Annotated in this window: 12 protein-coding genes; 8 read left to right on the top strand and 4 right to left on the bottom strand. The window is 61.5% G+C overall.

Annotated elements, in window-relative coordinates; translation table 11 throughout:
* Positions 1-35: 35 nt before the first annotated feature.
* On the bottom strand, positions 36-1001 hold the full coding sequence (locus HU742_RS14860) for a DUF1853 family protein (RefSeq protein WP_186644604.1): 966 nt from the start codon (positions 999-1001) through the stop codon (positions 36-38).
* Between the two features lie 105 nt (positions 1002-1106).
* On the opposite strand from HU742_RS14860, the gene HU742_RS14855 reads away from it, so the two are divergent.
* From HU742_RS14855 to HU742_RS14820, 8 genes are all read left to right on the top strand, one after another.
* On the top strand, positions 1107-1997 hold the full coding sequence (locus HU742_RS14855) for an NAD(+) kinase (protein ID WP_003180647.1): 891 nt from the start codon (positions 1107-1109) through the stop codon (positions 1995-1997).
* Entirely contained in the window at positions 1994-2968 is a 975-nt protein-coding gene (locus HU742_RS14850; RefSeq protein WP_186640229.1) for a metallophosphoesterase, read from the top strand. Before HU742_RS14855 ends, HU742_RS14850 begins: the two co-directional genes overlap by 4 nt.
* The gene (locus HU742_RS14845; protein WP_186640140.1) at positions 2965-3837 is read left to right on the top strand and encodes a rhomboid family intramembrane serine protease; all 873 of its coding nucleotides are present in this window, start codon (positions 2965-2967) and stop codon (positions 3835-3837) included. Before HU742_RS14850 ends, HU742_RS14845 begins: the two co-directional genes overlap by 4 nt.
* Before the next feature lie 45 nt (positions 3838-3882).
* Positions 3883-4143, top strand: a complete 261-nt coding sequence (locus HU742_RS14840) for a YeaC family protein (RefSeq protein WP_186640141.1) — start codon at positions 3883-3885, stop codon at positions 4141-4143.
* Positions 4140-4970 carry a DUF2797 domain-containing protein gene (locus HU742_RS14835; RefSeq protein WP_186644603.1) on the top strand — a complete coding sequence of 277 codons (831 nt, stop codon included), beginning with the start codon at positions 4140-4142 and terminating at the stop codon, positions 4968-4970. Before HU742_RS14840 ends, HU742_RS14835 begins: the two co-directional genes overlap by 4 nt.
* A gap of 13 nt (positions 4971-4983) precedes the next feature.
* Positions 4984-7641, top strand: coding sequence for an aminopeptidase N (pepN, locus tag HU742_RS14830; protein ID WP_186644602.1), 2658 nt, complete (start codon positions 4984-4986; stop codon positions 7639-7641).
* Positions 7642-8006: 365 nt separating this feature from the next.
* The gene (locus tag HU742_RS14825) at positions 8007-9059 is read left to right on the top strand and encodes a WD40/YVTN/BNR-like repeat-containing protein (RefSeq protein WP_186640145.1); all 1053 of its coding nucleotides are present in this window, start codon (positions 8007-8009) and stop codon (positions 9057-9059) included.
* A gap of 43 nt (positions 9060-9102) precedes the next feature.
* A complete protein-coding gene (locus HU742_RS14820; RefSeq protein WP_186640147.1) occupies positions 9103-11478 on the top strand; it encodes an efflux RND transporter permease subunit in 2376 nt (791 codons plus the stop codon).
* 71 nt (positions 11479-11549) lie between these two features.
* Here the strand turns inward: HU742_RS14820 and HU742_RS14815 are convergent, their stop codons facing one another.
* From HU742_RS14815 to HU742_RS14805, 3 genes are all read right to left on the bottom strand, one after another.
* Complete coding sequence (locus HU742_RS14815; protein WP_186644601.1) at positions 11550-16220, bottom strand: dermonecrotic toxin domain-containing protein; 4671 nt, start codon at positions 16218-16220, stop codon at positions 11550-11552.
* Positions 16221-16387: 167 nt separating this feature from the next.
* Entirely contained in the window at positions 16388-17107 is a 720-nt protein-coding gene (locus HU742_RS14810) for a FadR/GntR family transcriptional regulator (protein ID WP_186640150.1), read from the bottom strand.
* Between the two features lie 105 nt (positions 17108-17212).
* Complete coding sequence (locus HU742_RS14805) at positions 17213-18949, bottom strand: IlvD/Edd family dehydratase (protein WP_186644600.1); 1737 nt, start codon at positions 18947-18949, stop codon at positions 17213-17215.
* Positions 18950-19085 lie beyond the last annotated feature (136 nt).

Raw genomic sequence — 19085 nt, 5'->3', positions numbered from 1 at the left:
GCATCGCGCGAGCAGGCGTTCAGCCGGGCGGGCGCTTAGCCATTGCCCGGCACATCCGGCCACAGATCCGCTACCAGGAATGCCCGTTCAGCTTCCTCCCACTCGCCCTTGGCATTTTCCGTCAGGCGCACCATCAGTTGCGCTGGCGCCATGGGGTCGAGGGTCGCTCGCCAAGCGTCCAGTTGCGCGGCGGTCCAGGTCTGGTCCGCCGGGTAATGCGCCGGGGCCAACCAGGCCGCGCGGGGCAGGGGTTGCCAGCGGCCTGGCGGGCGCTGGGCGACGAATCCGAGCCAATCTCGTTGGTGCAGCCACCGGCCGCGCAAGTGCCTGGGATGAGCACCGCTGGGTGGTTCGGCCTCGCCTGGCCAGGGGTAAAGCAAATAACCGCCGAGCCACAGGTGCGAGCGAAATGACCCGATGCCCGAGTGTTCGATGCCCAGCGCTGCCAGGGCCTCGCGGCTCTCCGGACGTGCCGAGATCGGCAGTTGATGCTCGCGCAGGTGCGCCAGCTTGCGGTCGAGCCGGTCATGGCAGCCCGGGCCAAGCCATTGCGCGGTATCGAGCCCGTTACCGTGCTGTGGCCCGAGGTACAGCTTGATCGCAAGTTCCAAGTGATGAACCCCTTCGCCATCGCGCAGCAACAGGTCCAGCTCGCCCAGCGTATGGCCTTCGCGGCGGATCGGCAGGTTCGCCGCGATCAACTCGATCCCCGGTGCGTGCTGCACGGCAAACTGCCACAGCCTTTCGTAATACAGGCCCAGGCGCCGCGTCCGCCCTTGGGACAGGCACTGCAGGAGTGGAAAGCTGTCGCGGTCCAATTGTCGCAGCCAATCTTCCAGCCGATGGGGCTGTTGCACCCAATCACTGCCCGCCAGCGGATGGCGCTGGGGCCAAGGCGGGTCGATGAGCATCGGCGGGGCGACGATCACCCACGCCAGGTCGCGCACTTCGGGATGGTGCAGGCGGCGGGGCAGGTCCAGCAATTCAGGGAACAGGATCATCTTGCGAGCATAGCCGTTGCGCCGGAGGCTTAAAGAATTTTGTCTATGGAGCGCTTTCGCCCATAATCGTGTTTTTCGCCCGCCGCAGACCTTCGCAGGAGCCTCATGGAGCAATTTCGCAATATCGGCATCATCGGTCGCCTGGGCAGTTCGCAGGTGCTGGACACCGTTCGCCGTCTCAAGCGCTTCCTCCTGGAGCGGCACCTGCACGTGATTCTCGAAGATACCATCGCCGAAGTGCTGCCGGGCCACGGCCTGCAGACTTCGTCACGCAAGATGCTCGGCGAAGTCTGCGACATGGTCATCGTGGTCGGTGGCGACGGCAGCTTGCTGGGCGCCGCCCGGGCACTGGCCCGGCATAATATTCCGGTGCTGGGGATCAATCGTGGCAGCCTGGGTTTCTTGACCGATATCCGCCCTGACGAGCTGGAAATCAAGGTCGCCGAGGTGCTCGACGGCCATTACCTGGTGGAAAACCGCTTCCTGCTGCAAGCCGAGGTGCGTCGTCACGCCGAGGCCATCGGCCAGGGCGACGCGCTCAACGACGTGGTGCTGCACCCCGGCAAATCCACGCGCATGATCGAGTTCGAGCTGTATATCGACGGCCAGTTCGTCTGCAGCCAGAAGGCCGACGGCCTGATCGTCGCCACGCCGACCGGTTCCACCGCGTATGCACTGTCTGCCGGCGGGCCGATCATGCACCCCAAGCTCGACGCTATTGTGATTGTGCCGATGTACCCCCATACCTTGTCTGGGCGACCCATCGTGGTCGATGGCAACAGTGAGCTGAAAATCGTCGTGTCCAAGGATATGCAGATCTACCCGCAAGTGTCCTGTGACGGCCAGAACCATTTCACCTGCGCGCCAGGTGACACCATCACCGTCAGCAAGAAAGCGCAGAAGCTGCGCCTGATCCACCCGCTGGACCACAATTACTACGAAGTCTGCCGGACCAAGCTCGGCTGGGGCAGTCGGTTGGGGGGTGGAGGCGACTGATGCTCGATCCCGCGCGCAGTTACGACCTGATCGGCGACGTGCACGGATGCGCCTTGACGCTGGAACACCTGCTGGACCGACTCGGTTACCACAAGCAGGGCGGGGTCTGGCGGCATCCGTCGCGCATGGCCGTGTTCCTTGGCGACATCATTGACCGGGGTCCGCGGATTCGCGAGGCGCTGCACATCGTCCACGACATGGTCCAGGCCGGCCAGGCGTTGTGCATCATGGGCAACCATGAGTTCAACGCCCTGGGCTGGAGCACACCGGCGTTGCCGGGCAGCGGCCAGCGCTACGTGCGCGAACACACGCCGCGACACGCACGCCTGCTCAACGAAACCCTGAGTCAATTCGAGCAACATCCGGGCGACTGGCAGGATTTCCTCAAGTGGTTCTACGAGCTACCGCTGTTTATCGACGCCGGGCGCTTCCGGGTTGTGCACGCCTGCTGGGACGCCGGCCTGATCGAGCCGTTGCGGGGTTTGTTCCCCAATGGCTGCGTCGACGAGCATTTTCTCCAGGCCTCGGCTGAATCGGGCAGTTTCGCCTGTACCGTGTTCGACCGTTTGCTGCGCGGTACCGATATGCGCTTGCCCCATGGCATGACCTTGACCGGCGGCGATGGCCTGACCCGCTCGTTTTTTCGCACCAAATTCTGGGAAGACAACCCGCAGACCTACGGCGACATCGTGTTCCAACCCGATGCGCTGCCCGAACCGGTGGCCCGCACACCGTTGTCCCCGGATGAAAAGAACAACCTGCTGCGCTATGGCGTCGACGAGCCGTTGCTGTTCGTCGGCCATTACTGGCGCAGCGGCAAACCCGCGCCGCTGCGTCCGAACCTGGCCTGCCTGGATTACAGCGCCGTGCTCTATGGCAAGCTGGTCGCCTATCGACTCGACCAGGAAACCCGCCTGGATCCGCACAAGTTCGTCTGGGTCGATGTCGAACGGCCGGAGGTTGTGCGATGAGTGTCGTCGCGGTTTTGCGCCTGCCCCTGGCAGTCGACCTGAGCGGCTTCGTCAAGCTGCTGCAACGCATGCAAGTGCCCCATCGCGTCAGCGAAGAGGCGGGCGAGCAAGTGCTTTGGGTGCCGGATGAAATCAGCGAAGACGTGCGTTCGCTCTATGCCCGTTTTCCCGCTGGCGATCCGGACCAGCAGTTGGAGCTTCCAGCCTCCGGCCGCACCTCGACTCGCCCCGGGTTTGTCCAGCAACTGAAGGCCAGCCCGATCACCGCGCTGGTGTTGTTGTCGAGCCTGATCGTCGCGGCCGTGACCCTGCTGGGTGAAAACCTCGAGACGTTGCGCTGGCTGACCTTCCTCGAATTTCGCGTGGTCGGTGACTACATCCAGTTCACCCCGCTGGGCGACAGCCTGGCGGCGGGACAGTGGTGGCGCCTGGTAACACCGATGCTGGTTCACTTCGGTTTCCTGCACATCGCCATGAATGGCATGTGGTACTGGGAGCTGGGGCGCAGGATCGAAGCGCGCCAGGGTGGTATCAACCTGTTGGGGCTGACGCTGCTGTTCAGCCTCGTGTCGAATTTCGCCCAGTACGTGTTCAGTGGCGCGACGCTGTTCGGCGGGCTGTCCGGGGTGCTATACGGCCTGCTGGGGCATTGCTGGATTTACCAACTGCTCGCACCGAACCCGGCCTATCACTTGCCCCGTGGGGTGCTGGTGATGATGCTGGTGTGGTTGCTGTTGTGCCTGTCCGGGCTGGTCTCGCTGATCGGTTTCGGTGAAATCGCCAATGCGGCCCACGTCGGCGGGCTGCTCGTCGGCTGCTTCACGGGTTTGTTGGGCGGGCTGTTCGCTCGCCGTAAAATGGCCCTTTGACCGGCGCCTGTGCCTTTTGACAATGCGCGTTTGCGCGGAGAACCCATGTCTTCCTTTAACGAAATGATCAAGAACATCACCCCCGATATCTACCGCAGCCTGAAGCTGGCCGTGGAAATCGGTAAATGGGCCGATGGCAACAAGCTCACCGCCGAGCAACGCGAACTATCGCTGCAGGCGATGATCGCCTGGGAAATCCAGAACCTGCCCGAGGAAGAGCGCACCGGCTACATGGGCCCGCAGGAATGCCAGTCGAAAGCGACCGAAGTGCCGAATATCCTGTTCAAATCGGACGCCATCCATTGATCGAGATTGGCCGCGGTGCAATCAGCAAGATGTCGGCACGCCTTGACGGGCCGAACGTTCAATACGCCTTTCGCCTGGGCGACGTCGAGGTGCCGGTCAATCCATTGATCGGCAGAACGATCCGCCTGGAATACCTCGGTGCGATCCACTGCACCCACTGCGGACGCCGGACCAAGACCAGTTTCAGCCAGGGTTATTGCTACCCCTGTATGACCAAGCTGGCCCAGTGCGACCTGTGCATCATGAGCCCGGAACGTTGCCATTTCGAGGCGGGCACTTGCCGGGATCCGGCCTGGGGCGAGCAGTTCTGCATGACCGATCATGTGGTCTACCTGGCCAACTCCTCAGGCGTGAAAGTCGGCATCACCCGTGCCACGCAGTTGCCGACCCGCTGGCTGGACCAGGGCGCGAGCCAGGCGTTGCCGATCCTGCGAGTGGCGACCCGGCAGCAGTCGGGCTTTGTCGAAGACCTGTTTCGCAGCCAAGTGGCGGACAAGACCAACTGGCGGGCCTTGCTCAAGGGCGACGCCGTCGCGGTGGATTTGCCACGGATTCGTGATTCACTGTTTGAAAGCTGCGCCCAAGGCCTGCAGGGTTTGCAGGAACGATTCGGCCTGCAGGCGATCCAGACCATAGCGGACGTCGAACCGGTCGAGATCCGTTACCCGGTGGAGCAATATCCGGCCAAGATCGTCAGCTTCAACCTGGACAAGAACCCGATCGCCGAAGGCACGCTGCTGGGAATCAAGGGCCAGTATCTGATTTTCGACACCGGCGTGATCAATATTCGTAAATACACGGCTTACCAGCTCGCCGTGCATCAGTAGAAGGATTCGACCCATGCGCACCGAACAACCGAAGATGATTTACCTGAAGGACTATCAGGCACCCGAATACCTGATCGACGAGACGCACCTGACCTTCGAGCTGTTCGAGGACCACAGCCTGGTCCATGCGCAACTGGTGATGCGCCGCAATCCCGAGCGCGGTGCCGGGCTGCCGCCGTTGGTGCTCGATGGCCAGCAGTTGGAGCTGTTGTCGATCAAGCTCGACGACGCCGACCTGGGGCAGGGCGACTATCAACTCGACGATAGCCACCTGACCTTGCAGCCCAAGGCCCAGGCGTTCACGCTCGACACCACCGTGCGCATCCATCCGGAAACCAACACCGCCCTGGAAGGCCTGTACAAATCCGGCAGCATGTTCTGCACCCAGTGCGAGGCCGAAGGTTTCCGCAAGATCACCTATTACCTTGACCGTCCGGACGTAATGAGCAAGTTCACCACCACGGTGGTGGCTGAACAGCACAGCTATCCGGTGCTGCTGTCCAACGGCAACCCAATCGCCAGCGGTCCTGGCGAAGACGGGCGGCACTGGGCGACCTGGGAAGACCCGTTCAAGAAACCGGCCTACCTGTTTGCCCTGGTGGCCGGTGACCTGTGGTGCGTCGAAGACACCTTCACCACCATGACCGAGCGCACCGTGGCGCTGCGCATCTACGTCGAGCCGGAAAACATCGACAAGTGCCAGCACGCCATGTCCAGCCTGAAGAAGTCGATGCGCTGGGACGAAGAGGTGTACGGGCGCGAATACGACCTGGACATCTTCATGATTGTCGCGGTCAACGATTTCAACATGGGCGCCATGGAGAACAAGGGCCTCAACATCTTCAACTCCAGCGCCGTGCTGGCCCGGGCCGAAACCGCCACCGACGCCGCGCACCAGCGGGTCGAGGCGATTGTTGCCCACGAATATTTCCATAACTGGTCGGGCAACCGCGTGACCTGCCGGGACTGGTTCCAGCTGTCGCTCAAGGAAGGCTTCACGGTGTTCCGCGATGCCGGCTTTTCGGCGGACATGAATTCCGCGACCGTCAAGCGCATCCAGGACGTGGCTTACCTGCGTACCCACCAGTTCGCCGAGGACGCTGGGCCCATGGCCCACCCGGTGCGTCCGGACAGCTTCATCGAGATCTCCAACTTCTACACCCTGACCGTGTACGAGAAGGGCTCGGAAGTGGTCGGCATGATCCACACCCTGTTGGGGCCTGAGGGTTTTCGCAAGGGCAGCGACCTGTACTTCGAGCGCCACGATGGCCAGGCCGTGACCTGCGACGATTTCATCAAGGCCATGGAAGATGCCAACGGTGTCGACCTGAGCCAGTTCAAGCGCTGGTACAGCCAGGCCGGCACGCCACGGCTGGCGGTGAGCGAGTCCTACGACGCCGCGGCCAGGACCTACAGCCTGACCTTCCGCCAGAGCTGTCCGCCGACGCCGGACAAGATTGAAAAACTGCCGTTCGTGATTCCCGTGGAACTGGGCCTGTTGGACAGCAAGGGCGCCGAGATCCCGTTGCGCCTGGCCGATGAGGCGGCGGCGAACGGCACCACCCGAGTGATCTCGGTCACCGAAGCCGAGCAGACGTTCACATTCGTAGACGTTACCGAGAAACCTTTGCCGTCGCTGCTGCGCGGTTTCTCGGCGCCGGTGAAGCTGAGCTTCCCGTATGATCGCGACCAGTTGATGTTCCTGATGCAGCACGACAGCGATGGCTTCAACCGCTGGGACGCCGGCCAGCAGCTATCGGTGCAGGTGTTGCAGGAATTGATCGGCCAGCATCAGAAGGGCCAGGGCCTGGTGCTCGATCCGCGGCTGGTCAGCGCGTTGCGCACCGTCCTGTCGGACGAATCCCTGGACCAGGCGATGGTCGCGGAAATGCTCTCGCTGCCAAGCGAAGCCTACCTGACTGAAATCAGTGAGGTGGCGGACGTCGAGGCGATCCACGCCGCCCGCGAATTTGCCCGCCGGCAGTTGGCCGAGAGCCTGTTCGAGGCGTTGTGGCTGCGCTATGAAGCCAACCGCGACCTGTCCAAGCGCACGCCATACGTGGCCGAGGCCGAGCACTTCGCTCGGCGCGCGCTGCAAAACATCGCCCTGTCGTACCTGATGCTGACGGACAAGCCCGAGGTGCTGAGCGCGACCCTGGAACAGTTCGACACCGCCGACAACATGACCGAGCGCCTGACCGCGCTGGCGGTGCTGGTGAATTCGCCATACGAAGCCGAAAAAGCCAAGACGCTGGAAGTGTTCGCGGAAAACTTCAAGGGCAACCCGCTGGTCATGGATCAGTGGTTCAGCGTCCAGGCCGGCAGCCCGCTGCCGGGTGGGCTGGCGCGAGTCAAGGCGCTGATGGAGCACCCGGCGTTCAATATCAAGAACCCGAACAAGGTACGGGCGCTGGTGGGCGCGTTTGCCGGGCAGAACCTGATCAACTTCCACGCAGCCGACGGCTCGGGTTATCGCTTCCTGGCGGACCTGGTGATCGAGCTCAACGGCTTCAACCCGCAGATCGCCTCGCGGCAACTGGCGCCGCTGACTCGCTGGCGCAAGTACGACAGCGCCCGCCAGGCGCTGATGAAGGCCGAGCTGGAGCGCATCCTGGCGTCCGGCGGGCTTTCCGCCGATGTGTTCGAGGTGGTGAGCAAGAGCCTGGCATAAACAGGCTCTGCGTTGCTGATCGTTCCCACGCTCCGCGTGGGAATGCCGCCTTGGACGCTCTGCGTCCGTTTTAAAGCCGTGACGCGGAGCGTCACTGGATACATTCCCACGCAGAGCGTGGGAACGATCGGGAATACCCGCCACCGCCGAGCCCCTGGCCATCACCCCGCCGAATACCTCGCCATTCACTCCAAGCGTCAACCCCCCGTGGTTAACAAAAGATAACGTGGCGTCGATTGTCAGACCTTTCGAAAGCCCGATACGATAGGTTCCGCTTGCGAGTGGCTCTAGATTGCAGGTTTCAGGGCTATGCTCCAAGACTGGCAACGTATCACGCCATAACAATAATAATGGGGGAAAGGTCTATGAATGAGCCTGTCATGGCTGTGGGCCGCTGCCGGCCGCCGTTGCTGCGCCGAGTGGCGTTGCTGGCCTCGGTGCTCTCGCTGCTGGGCTCTGCCGTCTTGTCGGCACCGGTGCTGGCGGTCGCGGCATCGACGTCCGATGTCATCTATTCCGTCGAATCGGCCAAGGCCAGCAAGACCCTGATGCTCGATGTTGTCCACGCCGGGCCGCGCCTGGTGGCGGTCGGCGACCGTGGGCATATCGTCTATTCCGATGACCAGGGCAAGACCTGGACCCAGGCCAAGGTGCCGACTCGCCAACTGCTCACCGCGGTGTTTTTCGTCGACGACAAACACGGCTGGGCCGTCGGGCACGACGCGCAGATCCTCGCCAGCGACGACGGCGGCAGTACCTGGACCAAGCAATTCGAAGACCTCACCCGCGAAGCGCCGTTGCTGGACGTCTGGTTCAAGGACGCCAGCCATGGTCTTGCGGTGGGCGCCTACGGTGCGTTGTACGAAACCACCGATGGCGGCAAGCACTGGGCCGACGTCAGTGACCGCCTCGACAACGAAGACCAATTCCACCTCAACGCCTTGACCGCCGTGAAAGACGCCGGGCTGTTCATCGTCGGCGAAGCCGGCAGCATGTTCCGATCCCCCGACTGGGGACAGACCTGGGAAAAGCTCGAAGGCCCGTATGAGGGCTCGCTGTTTGGCGTGATTGGCACCGCCCAGCCTTCGACACTGTTGGCCTATGGCCTGCGCGGCAACCTCTACCGCTCCACCGATTTCGGCGATACCTGGGAGCAGGTCGAACTCAAGGCCGCCCGTGGCGCGTTGGAGTTCGGTTTGTCGGGAAGCACGCTTCTGTCGGACGGCTCGATCGTGATCGTCGGCAACGGCGGCAGTGTGGTGCGCAGCACCGATGACGGCGTGACCTTCAGCGTGTTCAACCGCCCGGATCGTATTTCGGTGGCGGCGGTCACGGCGGCGGGCAACGGCAACCTGATCCTGGCGGGACAGGGCGGCGTTCGCGCCACCACGTCCTCGGGCGCCGAATTGAGCAAATGAGCCGGGCCTGTCAGACGGGCACAATAACAAGAAGGCGGACCCCATGAGCAGTCATCACCAAGACAAGGCGACGTTTCTCGAACGCCTTATATTCAACAACCGCCCGGCAGTGATCATCATCTGCCTGCTGGTCAGCATTTTCCTGTTCTGGCAGGCCACGCTGATCCGGCCGTCCACCAGTTTCGAAAAAATGATCCCCCTCCAGCACCCCTTCATCGAGAAGATGCTCGAGCACCGCAATGACCTGGCGAACCTGGGCAACACGGTGCGGATTTCCGTGGAGGCCACCGACGGCGATATCTTTTCCAAGGACTACATGGAGACGCTGCGCCAGATCCACGACGAAGTGTTCTACATTTCGGGCGTCGACCGCTCCGGCCTGAAGTCACTCTGGAGCCCCAGCGTGCGCTGGACCGAGGTGACGGAAGAGGGCTTCGCCGGTGGCGAGGTGATTCCGCAGAGTTACAACGGCTCGGCCGAAAGCCTCGATCTTCTGCGCAACAACGTGCTCAAGTCCGGCCAGGTGGGGCGTCTTGTCGCCAACGATTTCAAGTCGAGCATCATCGATATCCCGCTGCTGGAGTCTTACCCGGACCCGCAGGACCAGGGCAAATTGCTCGCCTTGGACTACCGCAAGTTTTCCCACGAGCTTGAAGACAAGATCCGCAACAAGTTCGAAGCCCAGAATCCGAATGTGCAGATTCACATCGTCGGTTTCGCCAAGAAGGTCGGTGACCTGATCGATGGCTTGGTCATGGTGGTGCTGTTCTTCGGCGTGGCCTTCGTCATTACCCTGATCCTGCTGTACTGGTTCACCAACTGCATGCGCAGCACCGTCGCGGTGTTGAGCACAACGCTGGTGGCGGTGGTCTGGCAGTTGGGGTTGATGCACGCGGCCGGCTTCGGTCTCGATCCGTATTCGATGCTGGTGCCGTTCCTGATCTTCGCCATTGGCATTTCCCACGGCGTGCAGAAAATCAACGGCATCGCCTTGCAGTCCAGCGAGGCGGACAACGCCCTGACCGCCGCACGGCGCACCTTCCGCCAATTGTTCCTGCCGGGGATGATCGCCATCCTGGCCGATGCCGTCGGCTTCATTACCCTGTTGATCATCGACATCGGCGTGATCCGCGAGCTGGCCATCGGCGCGTCCATCGGGGTGGCGGTGATCGTGTTCACCAACCTGATCCTGCTACCGGTGGCGATTTCCTACGTCGGCATCAGCAAGCGTGCCGTTGAGCGCAGCAAGAAAGACGCGACCCGCGAGCATCCGTTCTGGCGCCTGCTGTCGAATTTCGCCAGCGCCAAAGTCGCGCCGGTGTCGATTGCCCTGGCCGTGCTCGCCTTTGGCGGCGGCCTCTGGTACAGCCAGAACCTGAAGATTGGCGACCTGGACCAGGGGGCGCCGGAACTGCGTCCGGACTCGCGTTACAACCAGGACAACAATTTCATCATCAGTAACTATTCCACCAGTTCCGATGTGCTGGTGGTGATGGTCAAGACCAAGGCCGAAGGCTGCTCGCGCTACGAGGCCATGGCGCCTATCGACGAGCTGATGTGGAAGATGCAGAACACCGAGGGCGTGCAGTCGGCGATTTCCCTGGTGACCGTGTCCAAGCAAATGATCAAGGGCATGAACGAGGGCAACCTGAAATGGGAAACCTTGTCGCGCAACCCGGACGTGCTGAACAACTCCATTGCCCGGGCCGATGGCCTGTACAACAACAGCTGCTCCCTGGCGCCGGTGCTGGTGTTCCTCAACGATCACAAGGCCGAGACCCTGGACCGCGCCGTGAAGGCGGTGCAGGACTTCGCCAAGGAAAATAACCGCGATGGCCTGGAGTTCATCCTCGCCGCCGGTAACGCCGGGATCGAGGCGGCCACCAACGAAGTGATCAAGGAGTCGGAACTGACCATCCTGATCCTGGTGTACATCTGCGTGGCGACCATGTGCATGATCACCTTCCGTTCCTGGGCGGCGACGCTGTGCATCGTGTTGCCGCTGGTGCTGACGTCGGTGCTGGGCAACGCCCTGATGGCATTCATGGGCATTGGCGTGAAGGTCGCGACCTTGCCGGTGGTGGCCTTAGGCGTGGGGATCGGCGTGGACTACGGCATCTACATCTACAGCCGCCTGGAAAGTTTCCTGCGGGCCGGCTTGCCGTTGCAGGAAGCCTACTATCAGACGCTCAAATCCACTGGTAAAGCGGTGCTGTTCACCGGTCTGTGCCTGGCGATTGGCGTGTGCACCTGGATTTTCTCGGCCATCAAGTTCCAGGCCGACATGGGCTTGATGCTGACGTTCATGCTGCTGTGGAACATGTTCGGCGCGCTGTGGCTGCTGCCGGCGCTGGCGCGGTTCCTGATCAAGCCTGAGAAATTGGCGGGGCAGAAGGGCAATTCGTTGTTTGCCCATTGATGGGGTGTACTTCACTTGATTGATCGGCAAAAGCCGCAGCCCAGGGGCTGCGGCTTTTTCTTTCGTTGCGATCAGGGCGCCAACGGCAGGAACTTGTCGCTGGCCAGGGATTTGCCAATCTGCCCTCGGTGCACATCCATCACCGCGTAGGGGTTTTGCGCCTTGGCGAGCAGCGAATGGTAGTGTTCCCGGCGTTGCTCCCGGCTTTTCAGATGCGCGACGCTATAGTCGGCTTTTGGTGTATCAGCCGTTTCGTAGTGAAAGTGAGCGTACCAGAGGGGGGAGCCGTTACGGTCATTGACGGCATATTCCTGAAGAAAATCCATGCGGGCCCCTTTCAGGGCTTTGCGTTCGCCCAGGCGTGCGACCTGGATCAGGTTTTTTTCGAAAAGGAACCGCAGGTTGCCGTCGGTGGGTGGCAACTGCAGGCTCAACTCGGTGCGCAGGGCACTGCCCTTGGTCTTCAGCCTGGATATCGCCTCTGACAATTGGTTACCCAGCGCCTTTTCGGCTGGCGTGCGCGTGGCTTGCGACGCGGTGAAGGCCCTGTCGAGTTCGGTTGCGAGGGCGCTAAAGCGGTCCGCCTCATTGTTCATGATTTCCTCGATTTCCTGAGGATGGCGGCAGTGCTTCTTATAGCTTTCCACACGACGTAAACGTTCTTCCAACTGCTCCAGCAACTGGCGCGCATCACTTTTAATCGTTTTGACAGCTCTCGTCCTTGGCGCAGGAGTGGGGCGACGTTCTTCAACGACATCCCAGACCTCGTCGTGACGCGAATACGTGGCAATGACCTGGTCATCGACTTCGGAGCGCAGCTCGACGACCTCGATCGGCAAGACGGTGCCGGCTGGCTTGAGGTCGCCGATCAGCACGCCATTCTTGCGCGTCTTGATCACCTTTTTATTGGGGCGTCCCGAATTTACCTTGGGACGTTTTGGCCCACGCTTGCGCGGCGTGGGTTCGGGTTTGACTTCGGCCGCCAGTTTCCGGGATACGTCGCGATACAGACTGTCGAGCAGCTTGATCAGTCTGTCGAAATAGGACTCGTTGATATCGTCGACATAGAGCACTCGCATACCTTGCAGCGCGTCCAAGGCCTCGCCGTAGTGCTGGGTGAGGCTCGTCAGCACGTCCAATTGCTCCGAAGGGGACAGCTCATACGCTTGCAGATCAGCATGGGAGCGCATTTGCTCCGCCAACGGTGTGACGATGCGGTACAGGCTATCGGGTAAATCGGATGCCGGATTTTTGATTGCGAGCATGGGAAGTGCAGCCACCTGCAAGGCCTTTGCACCGATAACGTTTCTTTCATTGAGCGGACGACCCTGTGTCAGGCGTTCGAACGCTTGCGCCCCGATGGAGTCCAGGTTCAATAACTTTTCCAGGTACTCATCCTTGAGTTCCAGCCAATGGATTGCGCGGTCGTTGATATCGCTCATGCCATCAAGGTACGTCAGGTAGCCGTCCATATCGCTCATCACGACTCGCACGACCAATTCCCCTGAAAAACCGGGGTGAGCCGCATTGAGCGCCTGCATTTGTGCTTCGATCACAAGCACGGCCTTGCGGGCGTTGTTGACTACATTTTCCATCAGTGCGCGGATACTCTCGGAGGGCAGGCCGATACCTAACCTGTCTCGTTCGGGCAGGCTGTCGAGCAATTTGAGATAGGCCTCGGTCTGCTCGTTGAGCAGGTCGTAAAACAGCTTGCGTCTCGGCGCGCGTTGCTCTTCGGTAAAGCCGGGTGTTTCTTCGAATCGCGTCATGACTTGCTGGGCGATGTCCAGCGCCTTGTCTCGTTTGTTCTCTTGCGCGAGGTAATCCGCCAGTTCATTGCTAAGGTCAGCGGCTTTTTTTGCATTGAGACGTCGCTGATTTTCCAGGCGCCTTGGCAGGGCTCCTCCCACCAGGCGCAAGCGCAAATCCAGTGTCCAGTTGCCGTCGAGGTCCGATTGCAACAGAGGCCCGATTTGTGTGGGATCGAGCGGATCGACAATCGAAGTGCCAGCCTCCGGATCCGGGTCGACCCGATACAGGTTTTCCTGGATTACCGCGTGCCATTTGTTGCCGATCACATACAGGCCCTTCAAGGGCCCATTCTTTATTGGTTCAGGCAACGTGGCGGGGCGTGGCACCTGCATGCCTCGTATGCGAGTGCGCTGTTCCGGGCTCAGGTTGTAGCGGGGGCTGCTGAACGCAAGGGCCAAATGTCTGCCGGAGGGTTCGCCGGGTAAGGTCACGGTTCCCTCGAAGACGCTGGGCGGGGGCGGCGCGGGCCATTGTTGTGCGACGACTCGTGGGGCGGGAGGGCGAAGAGCTCGCGTCTTGAGTGCGTCGGGCAGCGGTGAACGGGCGGGCAGCCGGGCGGCGCGTAACTGGCTTACCAGCATGGCCAGGTTTACCAGCACATCGACGGCGGCGAGTTCGCGGGTCTCCGGGTCCTGACTGACCAGGGCCGGGATATCCTGGCTGGCGCTGGCCATCAGGCTCCATAGCCAGGCGACGGCCATGGTTGGACCACGCAAGACCGGAAACAGGAACGCATTGAACAGCAGGCTGCCACCTTCGAGGAACACCGCCCAGCGGCTCTCGCGGTTAGAGACAGAGTTGCGGTCGGCCTGGGCGATCAGGGCTCGTGCGTTGCAGCCATAAAGATACTGCATCAACTCGCCGTGGCGCTGGTATTGCAGCAACTCATCGTTGACGCCGTCGTCGGCGAGCGTCGCCGGGGCGGGCCGTTCGGGCAGGTTGAACTCGTCGCCCTGGAAAAAATGCACGACGTGTGGCTCAAGGAAACCACCGTTGGCATACACCGCCCGTGCACCGTCGGACATCCAGGTCAGCACACTGTCTTGCAGATCCCCGGCGGTGGCGATGGCCTTTAACAGCGCCTGGCGCGTCGCAAACGCCAACAAGGAGGGTGTGTAAAGGGGACGATACAATATGTGCGGACCGGTTTGGGTGCCCTGTGCCTCGATGATGAACATATTGGCGACGATGTCAGGCGTAGCCTTGGGCTTGCGCAGGAAAGCCAAGTGCCGGATGAACACGGGACGACCGTCAACCCGTTGGTCGCCAGCGTCAGGTTGGAACAGTGTCTCAATGAGACGCAGCCCTTCGTGGGTCATGCCATTCTGGTTATCGAGCGCTTGCTGCAGTGCTTCAAGCATCAACTGCGCCGGGATCTGTTCAGCAAAAATTCTTTGGTACTGGCGCGCTTGAGACGAGTCGCTCAGCAGCTCCTGCTGAAGATAACGCGGATAGCTGCTGCCTATATCTACCTGTTCGATCAGCCCGCCCTTGTCGGTGATGTAGCCGGGTGTCAACCACGCCGGTAAGGTCAGGCCCCGACGATGACTGAGCACCAGATAGCCGCTGGGGCGCGCGACCAGGTTATTGATGGCCAGTTGGGTCAGGCTCATGGTTTTTTTCTGGCTGATTCCGATGGTCCCGGGGTATCCCGTGGATAGAGTGAAGGTCAGTTGCACGTCGTCGGGTTGAAATTGCCCGGAATGGGCCCTGATCGGGCTGCTGCCGTTGGTTTTTTCCATCCGGGCGAGCAAGGCGTCTGCCGTAAAAGCGTTGATATCCATCAGGCGCGGACGCCCTTGACCGCGACTTCTGGCACCGGCGAGTGCCAGGCTGTATCGCTGGAATCTGGTCTGGTCCAGGAGGGACGCCTTTGCCAGCCATTCAGGCAGCAGTTGTGTCGAGAGGTCTGGCGCGAGGCGTGGGGCATCGTGCAGATAGCGGGCAGGATCGCTCAGTTCCTGGAAGAGCTTACTCAAGTCCTTCTGTCCGATCCGAGAGGGTAACTGGACGGTTTTCAGGTCGGTCAGTTGCTGCTCCAGTATCATCGCGGCCTGGGTGTCGAAGGCATTGCCAGCGATCTCGTAGCGTTGGCAGATGACCGTGTCGACGGCGTAGCGATTGGAGATTCGTTCGGCCCAAAAGCTGTTGAAGGCTTCTATCGATTCGAAGGATTGCACGGCGCTGCCGGGGCAACTCAGTAAAATGACCAGTCCATACCGTGTGTAATGCATCAGGAGGATGGCCGTGCCGGGCAGCACGGTACTGGTGGCTCCGTAGGTGACGGTACTTTCCAGACGGTAGGCATAGACCGGTGGAAGATTGCGCTTGAAGCGCTCCTCACGGTCCGGCCAGCGGACGATCTGGTCCAGGGCGTCGCGCGCCGGTTCGGACAATCCCGGCTGTTGCAGCCCGTGGATATTCAGCATGTTCTTGAGGGTATCGCTGAGCCATTGCCAGCGGCTGGCGCGAGCATGGGGGACGGCCTGGGAGCGGGCAGCGATGTCGCCATTCCAATAATGGGTCAGTGCATCTTGCAGTCCGATGGGGACGCGCCAAGGCAGTTCAAGTACGCACTTTTCGACGAGCGCCATGTCCAGCCTTCCATCGGCTGGCCGAAGGCGTCGGGGCGGTGAGTCGGAAAGATAGCATTCAAGGATTCCCTGTGAACCAAAATCCACGGGCGTGCCGAGGGACAGGTAGTCGAGCACAAGCGGCATGAGCGCTTGAAAATTCCAACCTCGGACGATCGCATCGGGGCTGGCCAATTGTGTCTTGGCGAGGTCGATGACCAGCGAGGGGTATTTCGACTGGAGGGCGCGTTTAAGCTCTTGCTGGACGATCTGCTCGAAGGTCGGGCAGTCGGCGAATTGCAAGCTGACATTTTGCGCAAGCGCAGAGGGGCGGTCAGCCAAAGAGGGCGAGGTCATAAGACATCCTTTTCCTGATCTCATGGCCGTCGGGATGACGACGGGGCAAGTATCAGCGTCCCTTTGTATGGCGTGCGGTATATAAGTACCGCCTCTTCAAGCGCGAGTCATGCCGTCCTGGTCGACAGCGCTTTTTGAAGTTCCTGCGAGGGTGTTGAGTTGGGTGATCAGGCTGGGTCGCTGCCCAGCACCACGTTCAGCGCGCTACGGGCATCGTCCAGCTGCACCAGCGTGGCATGGCGAGCGCCTAGGGCGTCGCGGTTCTCGATGGCGGTGAGGATCGCTTTGTGTCGGGGCATCGCCAGCTCATGCAGGTTGGGCCGTTGGTTGGAATGCTTGAGCGCCTCGGCGATGGCCACCGACAGCATGTTGCACAAGTTGGCGAGCAGGTCGTTGTGGGTGGCGTCGGCGATGCGGCTGTGGAAGTCCAGGTCCGGTTGCAGCAGCGCCTCGGGGGTCGGAGCTGCTTCCATGCGCTGGTAGGCTTCGTTGATGGCCGCGATGTCTTCATCGGTGGCGAATTGCGCGGCGAGAGAAGCGGCGGCCGGCTCGATGATGCTGCGCACGCTGGTCAGCAGGTTGAAAAATTCATTTTGCGGGCTGCTTTGCATCAGCCAATGCAGCACATCGGGGTCGAGCATGTGCCATTCCCGACGCGGCTTGACCACCGTGCCCACGCGCGGTCGCGAATACACCAGGCCCTTGGCGACCAGCACCCGCGTGGCTTCGCGCAACACCGGACGGCTGACCGCGTATTCTTCGCAGAGCAAGGCTTCGGCCGGCAGTTTGTCGTCGGGCTTGAAGCGCCCGGAGACGATCTGCATGCCCAGTTCCTGGACGATGCGCGCATGCATGCTTTTGCGGTCGGAGGGTTTGCGGTAATCCATGGGGCGCGGCGCGATCCTGTACGAGGGGGTGCCGCGCATGATAGCAGGCGCGGCGGGTATTCATCAGGCTAAACCCTTGGGCTTGAGTGACTTGTGGCGAGGGGATTAGTGAGAGTGGCGTGGCACCTCGGCCCCACGGCAGCCCACCAGGAAGTCGAAGTCACAGCCTTGGTCCGCTTGCAGTACGTGGTCGATGTACAACTGGCGGTAGCCACCGACCAACAGTTGCTGCGGTGGGGCGATGTCGGCCAGGCGCGCGGCGAGTTCGGCGTCCGGGATGTCCAGGTGCAGGCGGCCGCTGGCGCAATCGAGTTCGATCCAATCGCCTTCCTTCACTGCCGCCAGAGGTCCGCCGGCCGCTGCTTCCGGTGCCACATGCAGCACCACGGTGCCGTAGGCGGTGCCGCTCATGCGCGCATCGGAAATCCGCACCATGTCCGTCACGCCCTGGGCCAGCAGCTTGGCCGGCAAGCCCATGTTGCCGACTTCGGCCATGCCCGGATAACCCTTCGGCCCGCAGTTTTTCATCACCAGGATCGAGCTGGCATCAACGTCCAGTTCCGGGTCGTTGATCCGCGCCTTGTACTCGTCGAAGTTCTCGAACACCACCGCGCGGCCGCGATGCTGCATCAGTTCGGCGGTGGCAGCGGAAGGCTTGAGCACTGCACCCAGTGGCGCCAGGTTGCCGCGCAGCACGCAGATGCCACCGTCGGCGCGGATCGGATTGTCGAGGGTGCGGATGACTTCGTCCTGGCCGTAGATCGGCGCGTCCTTGGTGTTTTCCCCCAGGCTCTTGCCGTTGACGGTCAAGGCGTTCGGGTGCGGAATCAGGTTGGCTTCGCCCAGACGCCGCAGCACGGCGGGCAAACCGCCGGCGTAGTAGAACTCTTCCATCAGGAAACGCCCGGACGGTTGCAGGTCGACGATGGTCGGCATGCCGCGACCGATGCGGGTCCAGTCGTCCAGGTCCAGTTGCACGCCGATGCGGCCGGCAATGGCCTTGAGGTGGATCACCGCGTTGGTCGAGCCACCAATGGCGGCGTTGACGCGAATGGCGTTTTCGAAGGCTTCCTTGGTCAGGATCTTCGACAGCTTGAGGTCTTCGCGGACCATCTCCACGGCGCGCATGCCAGACATGTGGGCCAGCACATAACGCCGCGCGTCCACCGCTGGAATGGCGGCGTTGTGGGGCAGGGAGGTGCCAAGGGCTTCGGCCATGCAGGCCATGGTCGAGGCCGTGCCCATGGTGTTGCAGGTACCGGCCGAGCGGGACATGCCGCCCTCGGCCGCGAGGAAATCGTCAATGGTGATGGTGCCAGCCTTGACCTGTTCGCTCAATTGCCAGACCACGGTGCCGGAGCCAATGTCCTGGCCTTTGTGCTTGCCGTTGAGCATCGGCCCACCGGTGACGACGATGGCTGGCACGTCGCAGCTGGCGGCGCCCATCAACAGCGCGGGGGTGGTTTTGTCGCAACCGGTGAGCAGCACCACGCCGTCAATCGGGTTGCCGCGAATGGCCTCTTCCACGTCCATGCTTGCCAGGTTGCGGGTCAGCATGGCGGTGGGGCGCAGGTTCGATTCGCCGTTGGAGAACACCGGGAATTCCACCGGGAAGCCCCCGGCCTCGATCACGCCGCGCTTGACGTGTTCGGCGATCTGCCGGAAGTGCGCGTTGCACGGTGTCAGCTCCGACCAGGTGTTGCAGATGCCGATGATCGGCTTGCCATGGAACTGATGGTCGGCGATGCCCTGATTTTTCATCCAGCTGCGGTACATGAAGCCGTTCTTGTCGGCGGTGCCAAACCATTGGGCCGAGCGCAGGGAGGGTTTCTTATCAGACATGATCGATTCTCTTATTGTATGACTATATTGTTCTAGCTGAAGCGTAACATAAGCGCAATTTGCGCGGTTTGGAAGTGTTGTTGCTCAAATAGTATTACTATATAGTCCGGTTCAACGGAGGGGTTGTCCTAGCGTA

It is taken from the genome of Pseudomonas marvdashtae (assembly GCF_014268655.2).
GTDB lineage: Bacteria > Pseudomonadota > Gammaproteobacteria > Pseudomonadales > Pseudomonadaceae > Aquipseudomonas > Aquipseudomonas marvdashtae.
The sequence above is the reverse complement of the archived record's forward strand: the minus strand, read 5'-3'. Positions and strand labels throughout refer to the sequence as shown.